The 20844-nt window shown below is 47.7% G+C and carries 24 protein-coding genes and 1 pseudogene; 12 read left to right on the top strand and 13 right to left on the bottom strand.

Features of this window, described 5'->3' with window-relative positions:
* Positions 1 to 55: 55 nt before the first annotated feature.
* Positions 56 to 766 carry a monofunctional biosynthetic peptidoglycan transglycosylase gene (mtgA, locus tag JYJ62_RS14810; protein WP_205343006.1) on the bottom strand — a complete coding sequence of 237 codons (711 nt, stop codon included), beginning with the start codon at positions 764 to 766 and terminating at the stop codon, positions 56 to 58.
* Between the two features lie 63 nt (positions 767 to 829).
* Here mtgA and JYJ62_RS14805 point away from each other — a divergent pair, with 63 nt between their 5' ends.
* The 4 genes from JYJ62_RS14805 to trmB all read left to right on the top strand — a co-directional run bounded on the left by JYJ62_RS14805 (position 830) and on the right by trmB (position 3092).
* Positions 830 to 1198: a DUF423 domain-containing protein gene (locus JYJ62_RS14805; protein WP_205343005.1), complete on the top strand. Its 369-nt coding sequence runs from the start codon at positions 830 to 832 to the stop codon at positions 1196 to 1198.
* A gap of 64 nt (positions 1199 to 1262) precedes the next feature.
* Positions 1263 to 1463 carry a sulfur carrier protein ThiS gene (thiS, locus tag JYJ62_RS14800; protein ID WP_205343004.1) on the top strand — a complete coding sequence of 67 codons (201 nt, stop codon included), beginning with the start codon at positions 1263 to 1265 and terminating at the stop codon, positions 1461 to 1463.
* A 41-nt stretch (positions 1464 to 1504) separates the two neighbouring features.
* Complete coding sequence (locus JYJ62_RS14795) at positions 1505 to 2299, top strand: thiazole synthase (RefSeq protein WP_205343003.1); 795 nt, start codon at positions 1505 to 1507, stop codon at positions 2297 to 2299.
* Positions 2300 to 2363: 64 nt separating this feature from the next.
* Positions 2364 to 3092 carry a tRNA (guanosine(46)-N7)-methyltransferase TrmB gene (gene trmB / locus JYJ62_RS14790; protein WP_205343002.1) on the top strand — a complete coding sequence of 243 codons (729 nt, stop codon included), beginning with the start codon at positions 2364 to 2366 and terminating at the stop codon, positions 3090 to 3092.
* Positions 3093 to 3231: 139 nt separating this feature from the next.
* Here the strand turns inward: trmB and JYJ62_RS14785 are convergent, their stop codons facing one another.
* The 9 genes and pseudogenes from JYJ62_RS14785 to proC all read right to left on the bottom strand — a co-directional run bounded on the left by JYJ62_RS14785 (position 3232) and on the right by proC (position 9477).
* The gene (locus JYJ62_RS14785; protein WP_205343001.1) at positions 3232 to 3555 is read right to left on the bottom strand and encodes a DUF3392 domain-containing protein; all 324 of its coding nucleotides are present in this window, start codon (positions 3553 to 3555) and stop codon (positions 3232 to 3234) included.
* Between the two features lie 29 nt (positions 3556 to 3584).
* Positions 3585 to 4721: pseudogene (gene hemW, locus JYJ62_RS14780) on the bottom strand (radical SAM family heme chaperone HemW); the annotation flags it as partial.
* A gap of 53 nt (positions 4722 to 4774) precedes the next feature.
* Positions 4775 to 5359 (bottom strand): RdgB/HAM1 family non-canonical purine NTP pyrophosphatase, encoded by a 585-nt coding sequence (gene rdgB, locus JYJ62_RS14775; RefSeq protein WP_205342999.1) that lies wholly within the window; start codon positions 5357 to 5359, stop codon positions 4775 to 4777.
* The gene (locus tag JYJ62_RS14770) at positions 5356 to 5775 is read right to left on the bottom strand and encodes a DUF4426 domain-containing protein (protein ID WP_205342998.1); all 420 of its coding nucleotides are present in this window, start codon (positions 5773 to 5775) and stop codon (positions 5356 to 5358) included. Before JYJ62_RS14770 ends, rdgB begins: the two co-directional genes overlap by 4 nt.
* An 18-nt stretch (positions 5776 to 5793) precedes the next feature.
* Complete coding sequence (metW, locus tag JYJ62_RS14765; protein ID WP_205342997.1) at positions 5794 to 6396, bottom strand: methionine biosynthesis protein MetW; 603 nt, start codon at positions 6394 to 6396, stop codon at positions 5794 to 5796.
* A 7-nt stretch (positions 6397 to 6403) separates the two neighbouring features.
* A complete protein-coding gene (gene metX, locus JYJ62_RS14760; RefSeq protein WP_205342996.1) occupies positions 6404 to 7543 on the bottom strand; it encodes a homoserine O-succinyltransferase MetX in 1140 nt (379 codons plus the stop codon).
* A 204-nt stretch (positions 7544 to 7747) separates the two neighbouring features.
* Complete coding sequence (locus JYJ62_RS14755; protein WP_205342995.1) at positions 7748 to 8047, bottom strand: DUF167 family protein; 300 nt, start codon at positions 8045 to 8047, stop codon at positions 7748 to 7750.
* Positions 8044 to 8649 (bottom strand): YggT family protein, encoded by a 606-nt coding sequence (locus tag JYJ62_RS14750; protein WP_205342994.1) that lies wholly within the window; start codon positions 8647 to 8649, stop codon positions 8044 to 8046. Before JYJ62_RS14750 ends, JYJ62_RS14755 begins: the two co-directional genes overlap by 4 nt.
* A 9-nt stretch (positions 8650 to 8658) precedes the next feature.
* Positions 8659 to 9477, bottom strand: a complete 819-nt coding sequence (gene proC, locus JYJ62_RS14745; protein ID WP_205342993.1) for a pyrroline-5-carboxylate reductase — start codon at positions 9475 to 9477, stop codon at positions 8659 to 8661.
* A gap of 285 nt (positions 9478 to 9762) precedes the next feature.
* On the opposite strand from proC, the gene JYJ62_RS14740 reads away from it, so the two are divergent.
* Genes JYJ62_RS14740 through JYJ62_RS14730 form a run of 3 tightly spaced genes read left to right on the top strand, consistent with a single transcriptional unit; the run spans position 9763 to position 12682 of the window.
* Positions 9763 to 10797: a type IV pilus twitching motility protein PilT gene (locus JYJ62_RS14740; protein WP_205342992.1), complete on the top strand. Its 1035-nt coding sequence runs from the start codon at positions 9763 to 9765 to the stop codon at positions 10795 to 10797.
* Between the two features lie 29 nt (positions 10798 to 10826).
* A complete protein-coding gene (locus tag JYJ62_RS14735) occupies positions 10827 to 11972 on the top strand; it encodes a PilT/PilU family type 4a pilus ATPase (protein WP_205342991.1) in 1146 nt (381 codons plus the stop codon).
* 20 nt (positions 11973 to 11992) lie between these two features.
* On the top strand, positions 11993 to 12682 hold the full coding sequence (locus JYJ62_RS14730) for a cytochrome b/b6 domain-containing protein (protein WP_205342990.1): 690 nt from the start codon (positions 11993 to 11995) through the stop codon (positions 12680 to 12682).
* Positions 12683 to 12763: 81 nt separating this feature from the next.
* On the opposite strand, the gene JYJ62_RS14725 is transcribed toward JYJ62_RS14730, so the two are convergent.
* From JYJ62_RS14725 to aguB, 3 genes are read right to left on the bottom strand one after another with little or no spacing between them, the layout of a single operon-like run.
* Positions 12764 to 13231, bottom strand: coding sequence for a c-type cytochrome (locus JYJ62_RS14725; protein ID WP_232365816.1), 468 nt, complete (start codon positions 13229 to 13231; stop codon positions 12764 to 12766).
* A 36-nt stretch (positions 13232 to 13267) separates the two neighbouring features.
* Positions 13268 to 14362 carry an agmatine deiminase gene (aguA, locus tag JYJ62_RS14720; RefSeq protein WP_205343028.1) on the bottom strand — a complete coding sequence of 365 codons (1095 nt, stop codon included), beginning with the start codon at positions 14360 to 14362 and terminating at the stop codon, positions 13268 to 13270.
* Between the two features lie 7 nt (positions 14363 to 14369).
* Positions 14370 to 15248 carry an N-carbamoylputrescine amidase gene (gene aguB, locus JYJ62_RS14715; RefSeq protein WP_205342989.1) on the bottom strand — a complete coding sequence of 293 codons (879 nt, stop codon included), beginning with the start codon at positions 15246 to 15248 and terminating at the stop codon, positions 14370 to 14372.
* 314 nt (positions 15249 to 15562) lie between these two features.
* Here aguB and JYJ62_RS14710 point away from each other — a divergent pair, with 314 nt between their 5' ends.
* The 5 genes from JYJ62_RS14710 (at position 15563) to JYJ62_RS14690 (ending at position 20843) form a co-directional block, all read left to right on the top strand.
* A complete protein-coding gene (locus tag JYJ62_RS14710) occupies positions 15563 to 16660 on the top strand; it encodes a polyamine ABC transporter substrate-binding protein (protein WP_269751430.1) in 1098 nt (365 codons plus the stop codon).
* A 128-nt stretch (positions 16661 to 16788) separates the two neighbouring features.
* Positions 16789 to 17874, top strand: coding sequence for a polyamine ABC transporter substrate-binding protein (locus tag JYJ62_RS14705; protein WP_232365818.1), 1086 nt, complete (start codon positions 16789 to 16791; stop codon positions 17872 to 17874).
* A gap of 61 nt (positions 17875 to 17935) precedes the next feature.
* A complete protein-coding gene (gene potA, locus JYJ62_RS14700; protein ID WP_205342987.1) occupies positions 17936 to 19090 on the top strand; it encodes a polyamine ABC transporter ATP-binding protein in 1155 nt (384 codons plus the stop codon).
* 26 nt (positions 19091 to 19116) lie between these two features.
* Complete coding sequence (locus JYJ62_RS14695) at positions 19117 to 19998, top strand: ABC transporter permease subunit (RefSeq protein WP_205343026.1); 882 nt, start codon at positions 19117 to 19119, stop codon at positions 19996 to 19998.
* The gene (locus tag JYJ62_RS14690; protein ID WP_205342986.1) at positions 19995 to 20843 is read left to right on the top strand and encodes an ABC transporter permease subunit; all 849 of its coding nucleotides are present in this window, start codon (positions 19995 to 19997) and stop codon (positions 20841 to 20843) included. The genes JYJ62_RS14695 and JYJ62_RS14690 overlap by 4 nt, the downstream gene beginning before the upstream one ends.
* Position 20844 lies beyond the last annotated feature (1 nt).

Below are 20844 nucleotides of genomic sequence, written 5' to 3'. Positions count from 1 at the left end.
CTTGGCAACATTGGGGGCTTTTTATTTAAGCGGCTTTTTTATTGAATACATGCATCTACTCAGAGTGCGTGGATTTCAGTGTTTCTAAGTAATTGCTACCACCCAATTGCCGAACTTGCTGGCTGATCCAGCGGGCGCGTTGTGCTGTTGCTAGACTGGGTTGGCTGGCGCTACGGGTCAAAGGGCTGGGCAGCACAGCGGCCAGCGTATAGGCTTGTTGGTTGGCGAGGTGCGTTACAGGTGTTTTGAAATGATACTGTGCGGCTGCTTCTGCACCAAAAATACCAGGGCCCCACTCGGCGCTATTTAAATATACCTCTAGAATGCGCTCCTTACTCCAGAGCAGCTCAATCCATAGCGTAAACCATGCCTCCAGTGCTTTTCGCGACCAACTGCGCGAGGACCATAAAAAGGTGTTTTTCGCCACTTGTTGTGAAATCGTACTGGCGCCTCGTATACTTTCACTGTTTTTATTGTGTGAGAGAGCGGCGCGGATCGCGGCAATATCAAAGCCATGATGATTGGGGAATTGCTGATCTTCAGCGGCAATCACCGCCATTTTCAAGTTATCCGGTAATGCTGGCCAAGCGGCCCAACTGCGTTGGCTGCTGTAGCTCTGTCCTGCTAGCGTGGCGCGCAGTTGTCGTTCTAACATGAGTGCGCTGTAGGGCGGATTTACCCAGCGCAGCAGCAACACCAAGAGTATGCTGAGTGCCAGGCAGGCGAAGAGCGTGATCAAGACGGTGCGCAGCAGTTTCGCAAGCATAGTGCTAACCTAATGAACTAGATATTAGAGTATATACAGCCCGGTTAGGGCTTTGGAGTGGTTGTGGAACGTTATGGCGTATTTATCGCGGCAGTGTTTGGCGCGCTGGCGGTGTTACTCGGTGCATTTGCCGCCCATGGTTTAAAAAATACGCTAAGTGTTGAATCCTTAGCGGTGTTGCAAACTGGCGTGCACTATCAGTTTATTCACGCCTTGGCTCTATTGTCGGTTGTGCTGCTGGCGCAACGGCGTCCTTCGCGAGCATTGGTTTTCTCAGCAGTGTTTTTTACCCTAGGCATTATTTTATTTTCCGGCAGCTTATATCTGTTGGTACTGACAGCGCTTAAGCCCGGCTTGGTCACCCCGATTGGCGGCAGTTTATTAGTCTTAGGTTGGCTCAGTTTGGCCTGTTCCGCTTGGCGTAAAGCGTAAATATTTGGTGATCGGCTAATGAACCCGCTAAAATGAAAGCCCTTCGGAATTTCACGGTTGTGTTATGCATATTCAGTTGAATGGTGAAGCCTACGCATTAAGCGATACGCTCAGTGTGGCAGGTTTACTTGAGCATCTGCAGTTAGCAGGGCGCCGCGTTGCCGTCGAGTTAAACTTCGAAATTGTGCCACGCAGCCTGTATGAATCAACGACTCTTAAAGAAGGCGATGCTGTTGAAATCGTACATGCGATTGGCGGCGGTTAGTCTTAGCTGATCGTCTTGACTTACTAATAGAGAGGCTTTAGATGAATCTTGCGCGTATAGACCGGCCCTTTGAAATAGCGGGTAAAATTTACTCATCACGCTTATTGGTCGGTACTGGTAAATATAAAGATCTGGAAGAAACCGGTTTAGCGATTGCAGCCTCAGGTGCTGAAATTGTCACTGTAGCGGTGCGTCGGACCAATATTGGTCAGAATAAAGACGAGCCGAATTTGTTGGATGTGATCAGCCCTGATCACTATACCATTTTGCCAAATACTGCCGGTTGTTATGATGCCGAGTCGGCAATCCGTACGTGCCGTTTAGCGCGTGAGTTACTGGGTAATCACACGCTGGTTAAGTTGGAAATCCTGGCGGACCAGAAGACTTTGTTTCCGAATGTCGTCGAAACCTTAAAAGCCGCTAAAGTGCTGGTTGATGAAGGTTTTGAGGTGATGGTTTACACCAGCGATGACCCTATTATTGCGCGAGAGTTGGAAGCAATTGGTTGCATTGCAGTGATGCCATTAGCCGGTTTGATTGGCACGGGGTTGGGGATTTGTAATCCGTATAACCTACGCATTATTTTAGAAGAAGCGAAAATCCCAGTGCTGGTGGATGCCGGAGTGGGTACTGCCTCCGATGCGACGATCGCGATGGAAATGGGCTGCGCCGCGGTGCTGATGAACAGCGCAATTGCTAATGCGCAGCAGCCAATTCTAATGGCGCAAGCGATGCGTCATGCGATTGAAGCAGGGCGTTTAGCCTATTTAGCTGGGCGCATGCCGAAAAAACTCTACGCCAGTGCCTCTTCGCCACTTGATGGCATGATCGGTTAAGTATATTAATTAAATGGCTGTGCCTCTCTTGCACAGCCATTGCACTCATTTAGATAGGATTCCCATGACAGACGATCTGATCACAGGTGCAGCACTGCCTGTGCGCCGCCGTGAAATTAAAAGCTATGTGATGCGTGCTGGTCGTATGACTGACGGGCAACAACGTGGTTTAGATGAAGGTTGGCCAAAGTTTGGCTTATTGTTGGCTGATGGCTTGCGAGATTTTGATCAAGTGTTTGGCCGCCAAGCACCGCGCACTTTAGAAATTGGTTTCGGCATGGGACAGTCCTTACTGGAAATGGCGAAAGCGGCGCCTAAACAGGATTTTATCGGTATTGAAGTGCATCGCCCTGGCGTTGGCGCGCTACTCAATGGTTTATTGACCGAGAATATCAATAACGTACGCGTCTACAGTTGTGATGCGCTGGAAGTACTAAAGCACTGTGTGGCAGATGCCAGTCTTGATCGCCTGATGCTGTTCTTCCCCGACCCTTGGCATAAAAGTCGTCACCATAAACGACGAATTGTGCAGCCTGAGTTTGCCCAGTTGGTGCGTCAAAAACTGAAAGAGGGTGGAGTCTTCCACTTGGCGACTGACTGGGAAGAGTACGCTGAATATATGCTCGAAGTGCTTAATGTTGCCCCAGGCTTGCAGAACTTGTCTGCAGAGCAAACCTGGGTACCACGCCCAGAAGAACGTCCGGTGACCAAGTTTGAGCGTCGTGGTGAGCGTTTAGGACATGGTGTCTGGGATTTTAAATTCCAGCGAGTGGCTGATCCAGCCGCTGAATAAACTAGAGTTATCGTACTATTGAACCCGCTAGAGCCATTCTCTCTGTTTGCACCTGGCGGGTAGATCTAAGTCTTAGCCGATCAGTGACTGAAGATGTTTAACGCTGCGCCATCGATCCAGCGCAGCGTATTACGCAAACCTAGTTTCTATCGGCTAAAACCCCAACCAGAATAAAGATCATGAGCAGTACCGGTGCGAGTGTGTAGTTATTCAGGTGTGCAAGGGTGCTGGCTAATAAAGGCGTTAGATAAATCAATGCTAAACCGAAGCCTAATATGCAGAGCGCAGCAAAAGCTATAATGCGTATGGCAAAATTTAGATGGCCCACTGTGCGACGCGCCCAAGTATTAATAATAGGGCCAAATAGCACTAATGCCGTCGCCATTATTGCCAAGGCAATATCGTGCAGATGCAAACGACTCCACTTGGATAGAGTCAGGATAAAATCAAACAAGACGTCCATAGAGATTCCTTATCTAGCGTTATGATTGACTATGCAGAGGTTAGAAAGATTTGTAGTAAATCATTTAAAAACAATTGCCCTTGTGCACTGGCGGCTAAACGTTCAGGGTCGCTGCAGAGTAAACCGCGTTGACGGGCTTGGCTGAGGCCGTCCTGTAGCGCTGCAATAGCTAAGCCCGTACGTTCACTAAACAGTTTGAGTTCAACACCATCGCTCAAGCGTAAGGCATTCATCAAAAACTCAAAGGGTAAGTCATCAGCGGCAAGCGTGGCGCTACCGGCTAAGAAGGGTTTGTCTGGATTCAGGTAGTCGTTAGGCTGGCGGGTCTTCCAAGTCCGCTGAATTCGTCCTTGTGGATCGCTGAGCTTGCCATGCGCACCAGCACCGATACCGATAAAATCACCGAACGACCAGTAGTTAACATTGTGTTGCGCCACTGCTTCTGCACGAGCATAAGCTGACACTTCATATTGGATATAACCATGCTTAGCCAGCAAAGCTTGACCGGCTTCTTGAATATCCCAGAGCACATCATCTTCAGGCAAAATGGGTGGCTTATTCCAAAAAACGGTATTGGGCTCCATGGTTAGCTGATACCAAGATAAGTGGCTGGGCGACAGATCAATCGCAGTTTGTAAATCAGCTAACGCTTCTTCTGGCGATTGATCCGGCAAGCCGTGCATTAAATCCAAATTAAAGTTATCAAAGCCAGCTTTACGGGCCATTGCAATGGCAGCAATGGCTTCTGTGCCTGAGTGCACTCGGCCTAAGGCTTGTAACTTGCTGTCGGCAAAGCTTTGGATGCCAATCGAGAGACGGTTGATACCCAGCGCACGATAGGCTGCAAACTTTTCTTGTTCAAAGGTGCCGGGGTTGGCTTCCAGAGTGATTTCAATGTTTGGACTAAAGTGGATACGTTGCTCAATACCCTCAAGCAAGGTTTGTAATGCCGCGGCTGAAAATAAGCTGGGCGTGCCACCGCCAAAGAAAATCGATTCCAGTTGGCGCTCATGGACATGCACTAAATCTAAATCTAAGTCAGCCAAGACTGCGGCAACGTAGGCCTGCTCAGGTAATTCAGGCGTCGCCGCATGCGAGTTGAAATCGCAATAAGGGCATTTACGAATGCACCATGGAATATGCACATACAGCGCTAGCGGTGGCAGTTTAAAACCATTTTTGAGTGCGTGTTGCGTACTTAAGTCAGACGCAATCAGACTCATAAGGACAGCTGTTTTTTTAGTCGTTGCATGGCTTGGGCGCGATGGCTCAGTTGATTTTTTAATGCGCTGGGCAGTTCTGCGCTACTGCACTGTTGTTCGGCCACGTAAAACAGGGGATCGTAGCCAAAACCATGTTCGCCTTGTGCTGCATGCAAAATGCGGCCGTGCCAGCGGCCTTCGCAGATAATAGGTAGCGGGTCATCTGCGTGCTGCAATAAAGCCAGCACGCAAATAAACTGCGCACCACGTTGTGCATCTGGTACGCCTTGTAGAGCGGCGAGCAGCTTTTGATTATTGCCCGCATCGCCACCAGTTTCGCTGTAACGTGCTGAGTAAATTCCAGGCGCCCCGTTTAAATAATCAACGGTTAAACCTGAGTCATCGGCTAAAGCGGGTAAGCCTGAAACTTTACAGGCATTACGCGCTTTTAAGATGGCGTTTTCGATAAAGCTTAAGCCGGTTTCTTCCGGCTCGATATCGCTGAACTCGCCGATGGAGCGAATTATCACACTATCACCCAACAAAGCCTGCAGTTCACGCAGTTTGCCAGTGTTATGACTGGCTAGAACGAGTTCTTTCATAGATCAGGGAAGACTTCTTGGTTAAATTTTAAAGAATGTACTTGACCTTCAGCGTCAGTGACTCGCAGGTCAAAACGAAGAATTTCTTGGCCAGTAATAGCAAATTGCGCTAAGTAATACACTGCATCACCTTCATCGATTTCTTTAAAGGTCAGTGTTTCGCTTTGTCCCAGTAGGTTTTGAAAACTACCCGTGACTGCGCCTTTTTGCCCTTTAGCATTTTTGACCATGGATACATTGAGCACCGCTTGGTTTTTGCTACGGTTTAAACCTACCGCGCTGGCTGTATCGGGCTGTAAAAATGTTGAATTGAAAATATTGTAATGCACATCCAGTGCACCATAGCTTTGTTTACGTTCGGCCTGAGCGGCAAATGCCATAAAGAAACTTATGCATACAATCAGTAAATAACGCATAGTGGTAAACTCCTTAAGTTAACGAGCATTGGCACCCGTCACACGGTAAATACCAATTTCACCGAGTAGATTGGGCCAGATACGATTACCAACATTCTGACGGTATTGATGGTCTACCGCCAGACGGTCAAGGACCGTCATTTGCATATCACTGCACAGTGTTTCAAAGTCAGTAAATGTACAAAAATGAATGTTAGGTGTGTTGTACCACGTATAAGGTAAAAAGTCCGAGACCGGCATGCGACCTTTATGGGCTAAATACCAACGGCAACGCCAGTGTGCGAAGTTGGGAAAGGTGATAATACAGGTGCGGCCGACACGTAGCATCTCCTGCAGAATCTTATCAGGATAGTGCACCACTTGTAGGGCTTGGGTCATCACCACAACATCAAAGCTGTCGTTGGCGAAGTTACCTAAACCAAGGTCAAGGTTTTGCTCAATAACATTGACGCCTTTATCAATACAGGCAGCAATATTATCGGCATCAATTTCTAAACCATAGCCGGTGACATTCCTGTTTTCTTGCAGCCAGGCTAAGAGTTCACCGTCACCGCAGCCTAAGTCAAGAACACGGCTATTGGCGGGAATCCATTTTTGGATAATTTCTAAATCTGCTCTCATAGTTGTCTCACAGGCTGATGCGGTTCATGTACCCGCTAAATGCTTGCAGGTAACGCGGAATTGGAATTAAGAACGCATCATGACCTTGCGGGGCATCAATCTCTAAATAGGATACGTTCTTTTTGGCATCCATCAGCGCATCAACAATTTCTTTTGAGCGAGCAGGGGAGAAACGCCAGTCGGTGGTAAAGGAAATAATATAGAAATTTGCTTTGGCGCAGGCAAAGGTCGCGGTTAAATCGCCAGCATGCTCAGCGGCCGGATCAAAGTAGTCGAGTGCTTTGGTCATTAGCAAATAGGTATTGGCATCAAAGCTATTGGAAAACTGTTCACCTTGATAGCGCAAATAGCTTTCGACCTGAAACTCAACGCTATGGAAGTCATAGTTGAGACGATCGGTTTTTAACTCGCGACCAAACTTCTCGCCCATGGAGTCATCGGAGAGGTAGGTGATATGGCCCACCATGCGCGCTAACATTAAGCCGCGTTTAGGGATTTTACCTTCTTCAACAAAGTGTCCAGCATAAAAGTCAGGGTCGGTAAGGATGGCTTGTCGGGCAACTTCATTAAAGGCGATGTTTTGTGCTGATAAGCGCGGTGCGACAGCAATGGAGATGCAATGACGTACACGATCAGGGTAACTGATGGTCCATTGCAGCGCTTGCATACCACCGAGACTGCCGCCAACCACTGCTGCCCACTGCTCAATACCCAGTAAATCGGCTAGACGTGCTTGGCTGTGGACCCAGTCTTCAACGGTGACGACTGGGAAGTCAGCACCATAAATTCTGTCTGTTTTAGGGTTACGACTGCTGGGGCCGGTAGAACCATGGCAACCGCCTAAGTTATTCGGCGAGACCACAAAAAACTTATTGGTATCAATCGGCTTGCCCGGACCGATACAGCTGTCCCACCAACCTGGTTTACGGTCATCAGCATGGTGGTAACCGGCAGCATGGTGGGTGCCAGATAAGGCATGGCAGATCAGTACAGCGTTACTGGCTGTAGCGTTGAGCTCACCATAGGTTTCATAGGTCAGTTCGTATTGATCCAGTGTGCGGCCGCAGGCTAAGCGTAATGGCTGAGTAAAATGCGCCACCTTAGGACTGACTAAACCGACAGAATCTGCTGGGTAAACGGAAGACACGGCAACTCTCTCTAAAGTTAGAGATGCAGTCTAAAGAGCCTAGCCCGTCGCGGCAAGTCGTATGCAATATTCACCGCCTGAAGCTTTACTTCTCTACGTCAGAAGCTCTGTTTAAGGGCTTCTGTAGCGTACTGGCACGGTGTTGTAGCGATGCGACTTTTGCTTAGGCGCTCATTAGCGTACATCTGTTGAGCACTAATTGTTTCAAACTGATAAATGGGCAAACTCAGGCATATCGGGAATCTGTTTAGGCTCTGTAATACGCACACGTTTTTGCCGTGACAGTTCACCACTTTCGATTTGCACCGCATGTTTCGTAACGCCAAAAGCTTTGCTTAGAAAAGTAATGAGCTGACTATTGGCTTTGCCATCCACGGGCGGTGCATGTAAACGTATTTTAATTCGATCGCCGTGCATGCCAACAAACTCACTACGTTTTGCACCAGGTTGCAGATGACAGAGTAAAACTAGGTCATCGGCATCCCAGCGAACATAATCGGTCATAGAAATGGACTGACCAAGGCACGAATCGGCCCGACCAACCCAGTGCTCGTCGCTAAGTTCGCAATCACCAAACGCTCTAAGAGATTAATGCCAATAAAGGCAAAAATGGGTGAGAGGTCTAGACCGCCTAAATTGGGTAAGAGGTTGCGAATGGGTGCCATCATTGGTTCACAAATTTGCTGCGTCAGTTGTGCCCCAGGATTCTGGCTGCCCGGTGCCACCCACGACAAAATAACGCTAATAATTAAAGCAAAGAAGAAAATCTTTAAAAATAAGCCTGCAACAGCAATCAGTGTCCATGCCAATATATTGGGCAGGTTGTCTAAGATTGGAAAACCTACAATCGATAATATAACTATTATCAGCAGCAGTTGCAGCAGCAGGACAAAGACTAAACCGGCCAGATCAATACCGGCCACGCTAGGAATGACGCGGCGTAGCGGGGCAAGTAGTGGTTGGGTCACTTTTACCGTGAATTGGCTGAGCGGGTTATAAAAGTCAGCTCGCACTAACTGCAATATGAAGCGCAGTAGCGCAATCAGTAAATAGAGTTGGCCTAGCGTTTGGATAATGTAAATGAACGCTTCAGTAAGTCCTGACATACAGTCCTCTTATTCGCTTAATTGTTGGGCAAGCTCTGCTGAGCGTGATGCGGCGCTGCGTACAGCAGCCTCGACTAACTCAGCAAAGCCGCCGTTTTGGAAGGTGCCGATAGCGGCTTCTGTGGTGCCGTTCGGCGATGTGACTTGCTGGCGCAGTTGCGCCGCTTCTAGGGTGCTTTGGCAGGCCATTGTCGAGGCGCCTTGAGCTGTGTACTTTGCCAGTTGTGCTGCCGTTTCTGCAGGTAAACCAAGCTTAATGCCCGCTGCAGTCATGGCTTCAATGAGCAGAAAGAAATAGGCTGGCCCACTCCCTGAGACGGCAGTGACAGCATCAATTTGTTGCTCTTGATCCAACCAAACTGCTAAGCCGACAGCCGATAATAGCTGCTGCGCTTGTTCGCGTTGCTGCGCCGATACGTACTTTGTCGCGTAGAGGCCGCTCACACCTTGTTGTATTAATGCCGGTGTATTGGGCATGCAACGGACAATCGCATTGACACCCAGCCAGCGACTTAAGCTATCGCAATTGATGCCTGCTGCGATGGATATCACTAACTGCTGTTGCGTGATAGAGGGTGCTAACTGTTCACAGACGTGCCGCATGACTTGCGGTTTAACCGCGAGCACAATGACATCAGTTCCTTTAATAGCTAAACCATTATCGCTAAAGGTACGGATGGCGTAACTATTTTGTAGCGCTTCAAGTGCGCCAAGGCCCGGGTCACTGGCGCGAATACACTCAGCGTTGACGCCTTGTTTGCATAAACCGCCAATCAGGCTGGCGGCCATATTGCCAGCGCCTATAAAAGTAATCTGTGTATTGCCCACTGAGTGAGGCTCCTTTATTGCTAATGCACTTATAAATAGTATTTAACCGCATGCGCGGCATTCAATTATTGCATGCGGATCTTAAACACAGCTGCTAATTGTCCTGCAATTGACGATTTACGCAAGACTTTGCTTATACTGGGCCGGCGTGTTCGCTAGCGCAGCCAGCCACTTTATAGATAGCTGTGCATGATTGTCTGCTATCGTAGATATTATTTAGCTACGCATCATACCGTACAATAATATAACGATATTTTAACTGTTTATTTGTGACTGGGGAGCGCTATGGATATTACTGAACTGCTGGCCTTTAGCGCGAAACAAGGCGCATCTGACTTGCACTTGTCGTCAGGCTTGCCACCCATGATACGTATTGATGGTGATGTACGCCGAATTAATTTACCTGCTATGGAACATAAGCAGGTGCATGCGCTGATTTACGATATTATGAATGACAAGCAGCGCAAGGATTATGAGGAGTTTTTAGAGACTGACTTTTCATTTGAAGTGCCGGGTGTGGCGCGTTTCCGAGTCAATGCTTTTAACCAAAACCGCGGTGCGGCGGCAGTCTTTCGTACCATCCCGTCAAAAGTGCTGAGCATGGATGACCTTGGTTTAGGTAAGGTTTTTCGCAATATTACTGATGTGCCACGAGGCTTAGTCTTGCTGACAGGCCCCTCAGGGTCAGGTAAATCCACCACCCTGGCAGCGATGATAGACCATTTAAACAGTAACAAGTACCTGCACATTCTCACGGTTGAAGACCCGATTGAGTTTGTCCATGAATCGAAAAAAAGTCTGGTCAACCAGCGTGAAGTATTTCGCGATACCCATGGTTTTAGTGCAGCATTACGCTCAGCTATGCGTGAAGATCCCGATGTTATTTTGGTGGGTGAACTGCGTGACTTGGAAACCATTCGCTTAGCGCTAACAGCCGCAGAAACCGGTCACTTAGTGTTTGGCACCTTGCACACTACTTCTGCCGCAAAAACTGTTGACCGTATCGTTGACGTGTTCCCTGCGGAAGAAAAATCCATGGTGCGCTCTATGCTGTCAGAATCTTTACAGGCGGTCATTTCGCAAGTGCTGCTGAAGAAAAACGGTGGGGGTCGTGTAGCTGCGCATGAAATTATGCTAGGAACACCCGCTATTCGTAACTTGATCCGTGAAGATAAAGTTGCGCAAATGTATTCGGCTATCCAAACCGGCGGCTCATTAGGGATGCAGACACTGGACAGTTGCTTAAAAGATTTGATAGGGAAAAGTTTGATTAGCCGTGAAAGTGCGCGTGAAAAAGCTAAAATTCCAGAAAACTTTTAAGCTCACCAAAGGTGCAGTAGGGGCAGGCTATGGACTTTGAAAAGCTCTTAAGCTTAATGGTCGAAAAGGGCGGTTCAGATCTGTTTATTACCGCGGGTGTTGCGCCTGCAATGAAAATAAACGGTAAAATCCTGTCGGTCACTAAAACACCTTTGTCGGCTGAGATGGCGCGTGAGATGGTGCTGAACGTTATGAGTGAGCGTCAGCGTCGTGATTTTTCTGAGCAGCTTGAATGTAACTTTGCGATCAATGCCGATGGTATTGGCCGCTTTCGAGTCAGCGCATTCTATCAACGTAATTTGATTGGAATGGTGTTGCGTCGTATCGAAACTAATATTCCGAGCTTGGATGGTTTAAAGCTGCCAGAGGTTTTAAAAACGCTGGCGATGAGCAAGCGAGGATTGGTTTTATTTGTTGGTGCGACCGGAGCGGGTAAATCTACTTCGTTAGCGGCAATGGTTGGACATCGCAATAAGCACGGCTCGGGGCATATTATTTCAATTGAAGATCCAATTGAATTTATTCACCAGCATCAAAACTGTATTGTTACTCAACGTGAAGTGGGTATTGATACCGAGTCATTTGAGGTCGCGCTGAAAAATACGTTGCGGCAAGCACCCGATGTGATTTTAATTGGTGAGGTGCGTACCCGTGAAACGATGGGGTATGCCGTGACTTTTGCCGAAACCGGTCATTTATGCTTAGCCACTTTGCACGCAAACAACGCCAGCCAAGCGTTAGACCGTATTATTAATTTTTTCCCCGCTGATCGACATGCGCAAGTTTGGATGGATTTATCTCTTAACTTACGCGCTGTCGTTGCCCAGCAGTTGCTGCCGACCGTTGATGGTAAAGGCCGTCGAGCGGTGATTGAAGTGTTGATCAATACACCGTTAGTGGCTGACTTAATTCGCAAAGGTGATGTGCATGCATTAAAACCTTTGATGAAACGCTCTACAGAGAGTGGCATGCAGACCTTTGATCAAGCCTTGTATGCTCTGTATTCTCAGGGTGAAATTACCTATGCAGACGCTTTGGCGCATGCTGACTCAGGCAATGATTTACGCTTAATGATTAAATTGGGCTCAGAGGAGGCAGGTAAAAATTCCACGAGTACGTCATCTGGATTATCTTTGCGCGGTACTGACGAAAATCCAGGTCGACGTATGCGTTAAACAATAAGGAGATTAGATTTATGACACAACAGATACGTGTATGGGATGGTCCGTTGCGTGTATTCCATTGGCTCTTGGTATTGAGCGTGATAACGGCCTTGCTGACAGGGTGGTTAGGTGGCAGTTGGATGGATTGGCATGCGCGTGCAGGTCTCCTGATCGTGGGCCTGCTGAGTTTCCGCATCACTTGGCTGTTGCTTGGCTCTACGTATGCTCGTTTATCGACTTTACTCTGCTCGTTGCTAGCGTTACCGCAATACTTACGAGGTGAGTGGCGGCAGTTAGGGCATAACCCATTGGGTGTCTTATCAGTGTTTGCCATGCTGGGAATGCTGAGCTGGCAGGCGGTTAGTGGTTTATTTACCAATGATGATATTGCCTTTACTGGACCGCTCTATAAATTGGTGAGTAGCAGCTTAAGTGCTGATATTACGCGCCTACACAAACTGGGGTTGTGGATTATTATTGGCTTAATTACGTTGCATGTGTTGGCGATTATTGCGCATGCAGTACTGAAGAAACACAACTTGGTCACAGCGATGCTGACAGGGAAAGCAGAGCAACAGTATCCGCAGCAAAAACCAGCACAAGGTGGGCATTGGCTGGCTTTTGTTTTTGCTGTAGCCGTTGCTTTGGGTGCGGTGTACTTGGCTTCCGGTGAGTGGCAAAGTAAGCCGCCGCCAGCCCCAGTCGCTGCCCCCGCTTGGTAGCTTAACTCCGTTCAGCGTGCATAAAAAAGGTCGCCAATTGGCGACCTTTTTTGCATAACACATTAACCAAACGGTAAAGAGTTAGTCGTTGCGGTATTTGTCGTGGCAACCTTTACAGCTGTCACCGGTTGCTGCAAACGCTTTGGCAACGACGGCTTTGTCGCCTGTTGCAGCAGCGACTGCTAGTTCGTTCGCAGCTTTATTAAACGCCATACCTACTTTAGTGACGCCTTCACGGTCGGTAAACATTTCAGGTTTAACGCGTGTTTTAGTATCACCAATGCTTTTTTCAGTGCCAGGGCTAAATAACGCACCCATACCTGAATTGGCTGTTGCAGCAATGCTGTTTGCTGCTGCTTGCACTTGTGCTGGATCCCAAGCCACGCTTTCATCAATGGCCATTGCCTTGATTTTACCCATATTCCAACTCATAAAGCTGTAACCAGCTTTACGGAAGTTAATTTGATCTTCTGGATCAATTTGTGCGCTTGCATTTAAACTGGTGGTTAAAAAAAGTGCAGCTAGGCCGCCAATCATCAGGTTTTTCATCAGGCTCTCTCCTTTGTAGCAACATAGTCCCGTTTATTATTTAGGTTGCTGCTGGGTAATGCAGTGAATATTTCCACCGCCAAGTAAGATTTCTCGTCCAGGTACCATCACGATCTCGCGATCAGGAAATATCTCATGCAGGATGCTTTTTGCAATGGTATCCATTGGATCATTAAAACTTGGAGCAATAATAGCGCAATTAATGATTAAAAAGTTTATATAAGATCCGGCGAGACGAATGTCTGGGCTGCGCGGCTGTGAGCCTAGAACGATATCAACGCCATCACATTCTTGTTTGGTGGCATAAATTGGGCTGGGTAGCGGCATTTTATGCACTTTTAATTGGCGACCTTGTGCATCGGTGCTGCTGTTTAAAACCGCTAAAGCCGTGCGGCAGCGCGCATAATTATGATCGCTGGTGTCGTCGGTCCAAGCTAAAATCACTTCACCAGGACGGGCAAAACAGCAGAAGTTATCAATATGACCATCGGTTTCGTCGTTGTATAAGCCTTCAGGTAACCAGATGATGGTGCTGACATTCAGGTAGTCGCGCAGGTATTGCTCAACCTCGGCTGGGCTCAAGTGCGAATTACGGTTGTTGTTGAGTAAGCATTCGGCTGTGGTCAGTAGCGTCCCTTCGCCATCGACATGAATAGCGCCGCCTTCTAAAATAAAATCATCAGTGCGATAGCGTGGTAGGTGTTCGATCGCGAGTACTTTGCGCGCGACTTGGTCGTCGCGTTGCCATGGCCAATACAGGCCTCCTTGCAAGCCACCCCAAGCATTAAATGCCCAATCAATGCCGCGCACTGCACCAGCGGCATTGATAACAAAGGTTGGGCCGGTATCGCGCATCCATGCATCGTCACTGCTCAGTTCTAATACGCGAATATTGGCATGACTTAGGCGGGCTAGGGCGTTGTCATACTGCGCTGCGCTAACACCAATACTGACCTGTTGATAGTCGGCAATGGCTAAGGCCACTTGGCAAAATGCTGCTTGTGCAGGTTTAGCGCCAAATCGCCAGTTATCTGGACGCTCGGGCCAGAGCATCCAAATTTGCTGCTGTGGCTCCCACTCGGCAGGCATACGAAAGCCATCGGCCGCAGGTGTACTCAGTGTCTGACTCAGCAGCATATTAAGATTCCAATTGGCCATCGAGGGTTTTTAAGCTGCTATATAGATGAGGCCGGCGATCACGGAATACACCCCAAGCAGTACGGGTGTGCTCCAGTTTATCTAAATCAAAACTGTGTACGGCAACGCCTTCGTCACTCTTGTTGAGTTCGGCGACTTTTTCGCCAAACTGATCGGCAATAAAAGAAGCACCATAAAAGGTGATGTTGTAACCGTCTTGCTCTTCACTACCGATCCGGTTGGAGGCGATGAGAGGAGTCAGGTTGGCTCCGGCATGGCCTTGCTGTACTCGCTGCCAGTGCGCGCACGAGTTAATGTTGGCGTCATGCGGCTCAGTGCCGATTGCGGTTGGGTAGAACAATAGTTCGGCACCTTGCAAAGCCATGGCGCGTGCGCATTCAGGGAACCACTGATCCCAGCAAATACCGACGCCAATTTTTGCATAGCGTGTTTGCCACACTTTAAAGCCGGTATCGCCTGGGTTGAAGTAATACTTCTCATGGTAACCAGGGCCATCAGGAATATGACTTTTACGGTACACGCCTAACAGACTGCCATCGGCGTCAATAATGGCAATGCTATTAAATCGAGCTTGACCGGCACGCTCAAAAAAGCTGATCGGTAGTACCACTTGCAGCTCTTTAGCAATCTTTTGAAAGTGCAGGATCGCCGGGTTGTTTTCTACGGTAGTGGCCAATTGTAAGTAATCAGGATTTGGTTTTTTACAGAAATAAGGGGTTTCAAATAGCTCTTGCAGCAAAATGATGTGCGCGCCTTGCTTGGCTGCTTGACGCACCAGTTGCTCCGCTTTAGCAATATTGGCTGCAGCATCCCAAGAACAAGCCATTTGCGTGATGGCGACACTGACAATGCGTGACATAGAAACACTCCAAACGACTAAAAATAAACTGGCTTCTAGGCTAACTGATTACTCTGCGCAACCCAAGCCTACCTTGTGCTTTAGCAACCGTTGATCTGTTGCTACAAGGGCGATAAAGATGAGCCGGGTTGAATGTGATAAGTTATCTACACTTAAATCAGTTTATCGGCTCTTTTCTCCTGCTAATGACACAATAAAGCACTAAATGTGCTTTTACATCTTGAGTCCTGAAGCAGACCTTGCCAGACTTCGCATAGCGCGGCCAGAGCGCGCATTTAACTTGATTAACACAATGAACTAAAGGAGCTGTGCGCGTGAAAAAAACTAAGCAAATGTTATTGGCCGCCGCTGTCGGCATGGCTGTTGTTGCTTCGGTGCAGGCTGAGCAGCAGCGTGTGTTGAAGGTGTATCACTGGTCTGATTATGTGGCACCCACTACGATCAGCAACTTTGAAAAGAAAAGTGGCATTAAGGTGGTATTTGATGTCTATGACAGCAATGAAGTCCTTGAAGCTAAATTGCTATCGGGTGGCTCAGGCTACGATATTGTCGTGCCCTCTAACCCGTTTTTAGCTAAGCAAATTAAAGCAGGCGTCTATCAGAAACTGGATAAGACCCAGTTGCCGCTGTGGGATAACCTCGATAAAGACTTATTGCATACCCTAGAAATCAGTGATCCGGGTAATCAGTATTCGATCCCTTATATGTGGGGCTCGATTGGTCTGGGTTACAACGTCGATAAGGTTAAAGCCGTATTAGGTGATCAGCCGATTGACTCTTGGGATATTATTTTTAAGCCTGAAAATATTAGCAAACTGCATGAGTGCGGCGTGGCCTTACTTGATTCACCAACCGAAATTATTCCAGCCGCCTTGCATTACTTAGGCCTGCCAGCTGATAGTGAAAAACCAGACGATTTAAAACAAGCTGAAGCGCTGTTGTTAACCATTCGTCCTTATATCACTTACTTCCACTCGTCCAAGTATATTTCCGACTTGGCCAGCGGTAATATTTGTATGGCGATAGGTTACTCAGGTGATCTATATCAGAGTAAGTCACGAGCAGAAGAAGCCGGTGGCAAGGTCAAAGTTGCCTATAAAATTCCTAAAGAAGGTGCAGGTACGTTCTTTGATATGGTCGCGATTCCAAGCGATTCTAAAAACGTTAAAGAAGCCCATGAGTTTATTAACTACTTGCTAGAGCCGCAAGTGATGGCAGATTTAACTGACTACTTACAGTTTCCTAACGCCAATCAGCAAGCAACCGCGTTAGTTGAAGAGTCGATTCGTACTGACCCAGGCATTTATCCACCAGCAGACGTCATGAGTAAACTCTATACGTTCCCTGATTTACCGGCAAAAACTCAGCGTGTTATGACGCGCAGCTGGACTAAAATTAAATCAGGTAAATAATCACCTACTATGCGCGGTTTTTCAGTCTTTCATGGCTGTATGTAACCCGCGCATATTAGCAATAAACGCACAGTTGGGTTGCATCAGCAGCTCACGTTTAAAGGTTGGAGGATGGGCTATTGCCTAGATTGATACAGAGTGCTGTATTAGCGCTAACGATCGGTATAACAATAAGTTCAGAGGTTTTTGCTGAGCCGAAAGTGCACGTCTATAACTGGTCAGACTACATTAGTAAGTCAGTACTAGAAGACTTTACTGCGCAAACACAAACCAAAGTAATTTACGACGTGTTTGATTCTAATGAAGCATTGGAAGGTAAATTGCTTGCGGGCCGTAGTGGCTATGATGTGGTCGTTCCTTCTGATCACTTTTTAGCCCGCCAAATTCAAGCTGGTGCGTTTGCCAAATTAGATAAAAGCTTACTGCCCAATTGGGATAACTTAGATCCGCAATTGATGCAGCAAGTCGCAGTCAATGATCCCGGTAATCAATATGCTGTGCCCTATTTATGGGGCACCAATGGCATTGGTTACAACGTTGATAAAGTTAAAGACGTGCTCGGCGTTGACAGTATTGATTCCTGGGCAGTGTTGTTTGAACCAGAAAACATGAAAAAACTCAGCACGTGCGGTGTGGCTTTTCTGGATTCAGCGGATGAAATGCTACCCGCCATGCTCAATTATTTGGGTCTAGACCCTAATAGCCATAAGTCTGCAGATTACAAAAAAGCAGAGGAGAAATTGGCTGAAATTCGTCCCTATGTCACCTATTTTCACTCGTCCAAATATGTTGGCGACTTAGCCAACGGTAATATTTGTGTTGCTGCTGGCTTCTCAGGTGATGTCTTGCAAGCGGCTGATCGTGCTGATGACGCAGGCCAAGGCGTGCGCGTGGCGTACAGTATTCCCAAAGAAGGTGGTAATCTGTGGTTCGACATGTTGGCGATTCCAGCTGATGCGAAAAATGTCGAAGAGGCGCATGCCTTTATTAACTATTTACTTGATCCAGCAGTGATTGCTCAAATCAGTGATTATGTCGGTTATGCTAACCCTAATCGTTATGCTGATGAGTTAATGGACGAAGACGTCCGAAATAATCCAGCGGTCTATCCAGAGCAGGCTGTATTGGATAATCTATTTGTATCAAAGCCGTTACCGAGCAACGTGCAGCGCATTAAAACCCGCAGCTGGACTCGTTTTAAATCTGGAAAATAATCATCTGTTAAGTTTGTAAAGCTCAGCCGCAAGGTTGGGCTTTCTGCATTTGGAGAACTCTATGGCAATAGCCTCAGGCGCGTACAAGAAAGCACTTGCTAACTTGCAAAAACCTAAAGACGTTTTAGTAAAAATTGAGCGCGTCACCAAGTACTTTGATGACACCTTAGCGGTGGATGAAGTCTCGCTGAAAATTAATAAAGGTGAGATCTTTGCTCTACTGGGTGGTTCGGGTTCGGGTAAGTCGACTTTGCTACGGATGCTAGCGGGTTTTGAAACGCCGACTGAAGGCCGTATTGTCTTGGATGGTGTTGATATTACTCACATGCCACCTTATGAGCGTCCGATTAATATGATGTTCCAGTCTTATGCCTTATTTCCGCATATGAGTGTTGAGCAAAATATTGCTTTCGGCTTAAAGCAAGACAGCCTGAGCAAACAAGAAATTGCTGAGCGTGTTACTGAAATGCTGAAACTGGTGCATATGACGCAATATGCCAAGCGTAAGCCGCACCAGTTATCCGGTGGTCAGCGCCAACGTGTGGCTTTAGCCCGTTCTTTGGCGAAACGTCCTAAGCTGTTGCTACTGGATGAGCCGATGGGTGCATTGGATAAAAAACTGCGTTCGCAAATGCAGTTGGAATTGGTGGAGATTATTGAGCGGGTGGGGGTAACCTGTGTGATGGTGACTCACGACCAAGAAGAAGCTATGACCATGGCTGAGCGCATCGCCATCATGCACCAAGGTTGGATTGCTCAAGTCGGTAGCCCGATGGATATTTATGAGACGCCTGCCAGCCGCTTAGTTTGCGAATTTATTGGTAACGTCAATTTGTTTGATGGTGAAATTATTACCGATGATTCCGACCATGCGGTGATTATTTGTCCGCAGCTTGAACGTCCGATTTATATCGGTCACGGGATCACCAGCTTGGCTGAAGATAAGCGTGTCACTTTTGCTCTGCGTCCAGAGAAATTACTGCTATGCAGCAACAAACCGGATGATCTTGAGCACCAAGACTATAACTGGGCCAAAGGTATCGTACATGATATTGCTTACCTCGGAGGACACTCGGTGTACTACGTTGAGTTAGCATCCGGCACCATTGTCCAAGCCTTTATTGCTAACTCAGAGCGTAACGTCAAACGTCCGACTTGGGATGATGAGGTGTATGTGCATTGGGTGGATGACAGCGGCGTGGTATTCCAATCATGACAATACGCGAAAAATTACTCGGGATGTTGCCCAAGGGCCGTCATGCAGTGATTGGCGTGCCGTTTTTTTGGATGCTACTGTTTTTCTTACTGCCGTTTGCCATCATTATCAAAATTAGTTTTGCTGAAGCGGATATCGCGATTCCGCCGTATACCAGTTTGACTGAATGGGCGGACAGTCAACTGACGGTGTTGCTGAACTTTGGTAATTACGTCTTGCTCAGTGAAGACCAGCTGTATATCGCGGCGTACTTAGGCTCATTAAAAATTGCTCTAATTAGTACAGTGCTATGTTTGTTGGTCGGTTATCCCATGGCCTATGCCATTGCTCGCTCGAGTAAGCAGATGCAGCCGGTGTGGTTGCTGCTGATTATGATGCCGACCTGGACGGCACTGCTGATTCGCGTGTATGCCTGGATGGGTATTCTCAGCAATAACGGTTTGCTCAATAATGCCTTGCTGTGGCTGGGTGTGATCAATGAACCGTTGCAGATTCTTAACACCAATATCGCTGTGTATATCGGCATTGTCTATGCTTACTTGCCGTTTATGGTGCTGCCGTTGTATGCCAATTTGGTTAAGCATGATCTCTCGCTGTTAGAAGCCGCCTCTGACCTTGGCGCTAAAGGCTATACCGCGTTTTGGAAAATTACAGTACCGTTGTCGAAAAGCGGTGTGATTGCCGGTTGTATGCTGGTGTTTATTCCGGTGGTTGGTGAGTTTGTGATTCCAGAGCTGCTGGGCGGTCCGGAAACGTTGATGATTGGTAAGGTGCTCTGGCAAGAGTTCTTTAATAATCGCGATTGGCCGGTAGCGGCATCGTTAGCGGTGATTATGCTACTGATTTTAATTATCCCAATTATTTTATTTAATCGTAACCAAGCCGGTGAGATGGAGGGTAAAGCATGAAGAACTTTAGATTCTCGCGCTTTATGCTGATCGCTGGCTTGCTATTTATTTATCTGCCGATGCTGATTTTGGTGATCTACTCTTTTAACGCTTCACGTTTAGTGACAGTGTGGGGTGGCTGGTCAACCAAGTGGTATGCCGGTTTACTGGATAACACCCAGCTAATGAATGCGGTACTGCGTTCGCTAGAGATTGCTACTTACACGGCGATTGCTGCGACTGCCTTAGGCACACTGGCCGCATTGGTGTTAACTCGTGTCGGGCGCTTTCGCGGACGTACGCTGTTTGGCGGCATGGTTACCGCGCCGTTGGTGATGCCAGAGGTGATTACCGGTTTGTCCTTGTTGCTCTTGTTTGTGGCGATGGCACAGCTGATTGGCTGGCCGATGGAGCGCGGTGTGATCACCATTTGGATCGCGCATACCACTTTCTGTACCGCTTACGTCTCGGTAGTGGTGTCGTCGCGCTTGCGGGAAATTGATCGCTCTATGGAAGAGGCGGCCATGGATCTCGGTGCTAAGCCATGGAAAGTGTTTTTCCTGATTACGGTGCCGATGATTGCTCCGTCTTTAGCGGCGGGAGCGATGATGTCGTTTGCCTTGTCATTGGATGACTTGGTATTGGCGAGCTTTGTTTCCGGTCCAGGCTCAACGACCTTGCCAATGGAAATCTTCTCTGCGGTACGTATGGGCGTTAAACCAGAGATCAACGCGGTGGCCAGCTTGATTCTCCTGTTTATTTCCATCGCTACTTTCTTGCTGTGGTTCTTTACGCGTCGCGCTGAAGAAAGCCGTAAAAGGGCGATGGCACAGATTAAAGAGCAGGAGCGCGCCAGTCAGGCATAAT

Source organism: Denitrificimonas caeni, assembly GCF_905120345.1.
GTDB lineage: Bacteria > Pseudomonadota > Gammaproteobacteria > Pseudomonadales > Pseudomonadaceae > Denitrificimonas > Denitrificimonas caeni_A.
This window is presented reverse-complemented; position numbering and strand designations above follow the sequence as displayed.

Excerpts from the sequence above, each read along its gene's own strand:
- mtgA (WP_205343006.1), bottom strand. The coding sequence starts at position 766 with ATGCTTGCGAAACTGCTGCGCACCGTCTTGATCACGCTCTTCGCCTGC.
- thiS (WP_205343004.1), top strand. The coding sequence starts at position 1,263 with ATGCATATTCAGTTGAATGGTGAAGCCTACGCATTAAGCGATACGCTC.
- JYJ62_RS14795 (WP_205343003.1), top strand. The coding sequence starts at position 1,505 with ATGAATCTTGCGCGTATAGACCGGCCCTTTGAAATAGCGGGTAAAATT.
- trmB (WP_205343002.1), top strand. The coding sequence starts at position 2,364 with ATGACAGACGATCTGATCACAGGTGCAGCACTGCCTGTGCGCCGCCGT.
- JYJ62_RS14785 (WP_205343001.1), bottom strand. The coding sequence starts at position 3,555 with ATGGACGTCTTGTTTGATTTTATCCTGACTCTATCCAAGTGGAGTCGT.
- rdgB (WP_205342999.1), bottom strand. The coding sequence starts at position 5,359 with ATGAAAGAACTCGTTCTAGCCAGTCATAACACTGGCAAACTGCGTGAA.
- JYJ62_RS14770 (WP_205342998.1), bottom strand. The coding sequence starts at position 5,775 with ATGCGTTATTTACTGATTGTATGCATAAGTTTCTTTATGGCATTTGCC.
- metW (WP_205342997.1), bottom strand. The coding sequence starts at position 6,396 with ATGAGAGCAGATTTAGAAATTATCCAAAAATGGATTCCCGCCAATAGC.
- JYJ62_RS14755 (WP_205342995.1), bottom strand. The coding sequence starts at position 8,047 with ATGACCGATTATGTTCGCTGGGATGCCGATGACCTAGTTTTACTCTGT.
- JYJ62_RS14750 (WP_205342994.1), bottom strand. The coding sequence starts at position 8,649 with ATGTCAGGACTTACTGAAGCGTTCATTTACATTATCCAAACGCTAGGC.
- JYJ62_RS14740 (WP_205342992.1), top strand. The coding sequence starts at position 9,763 with ATGGATATTACTGAACTGCTGGCCTTTAGCGCGAAACAAGGCGCATCT.
- JYJ62_RS14735 (WP_205342991.1), top strand. The coding sequence starts at position 10,827 with ATGGACTTTGAAAAGCTCTTAAGCTTAATGGTCGAAAAGGGCGGTTCA.
- JYJ62_RS14730 (WP_205342990.1), top strand. The coding sequence starts at position 11,993 with ATGACACAACAGATACGTGTATGGGATGGTCCGTTGCGTGTATTCCAT.
- JYJ62_RS14725 (WP_232365816.1), bottom strand. The coding sequence starts at position 13,231 with ATGAAAAACCTGATGATTGGCGGCCTAGCTGCACTTTTTTTAACCACC.
- aguB (WP_205342989.1), bottom strand. The coding sequence starts at position 15,248 with ATGTCACGCATTGTCAGTGTCGCCATCACGCAAATGGCTTGTTCTTGG.
- potA (WP_205342987.1), top strand. The coding sequence starts at position 17,936 with ATGGCAATAGCCTCAGGCGCGTACAAGAAAGCACTTGCTAACTTGCAA.
- JYJ62_RS14690 (WP_205342986.1), top strand. The coding sequence starts at position 19,995 with ATGAAGAACTTTAGATTCTCGCGCTTTATGCTGATCGCTGGCTTGCTA.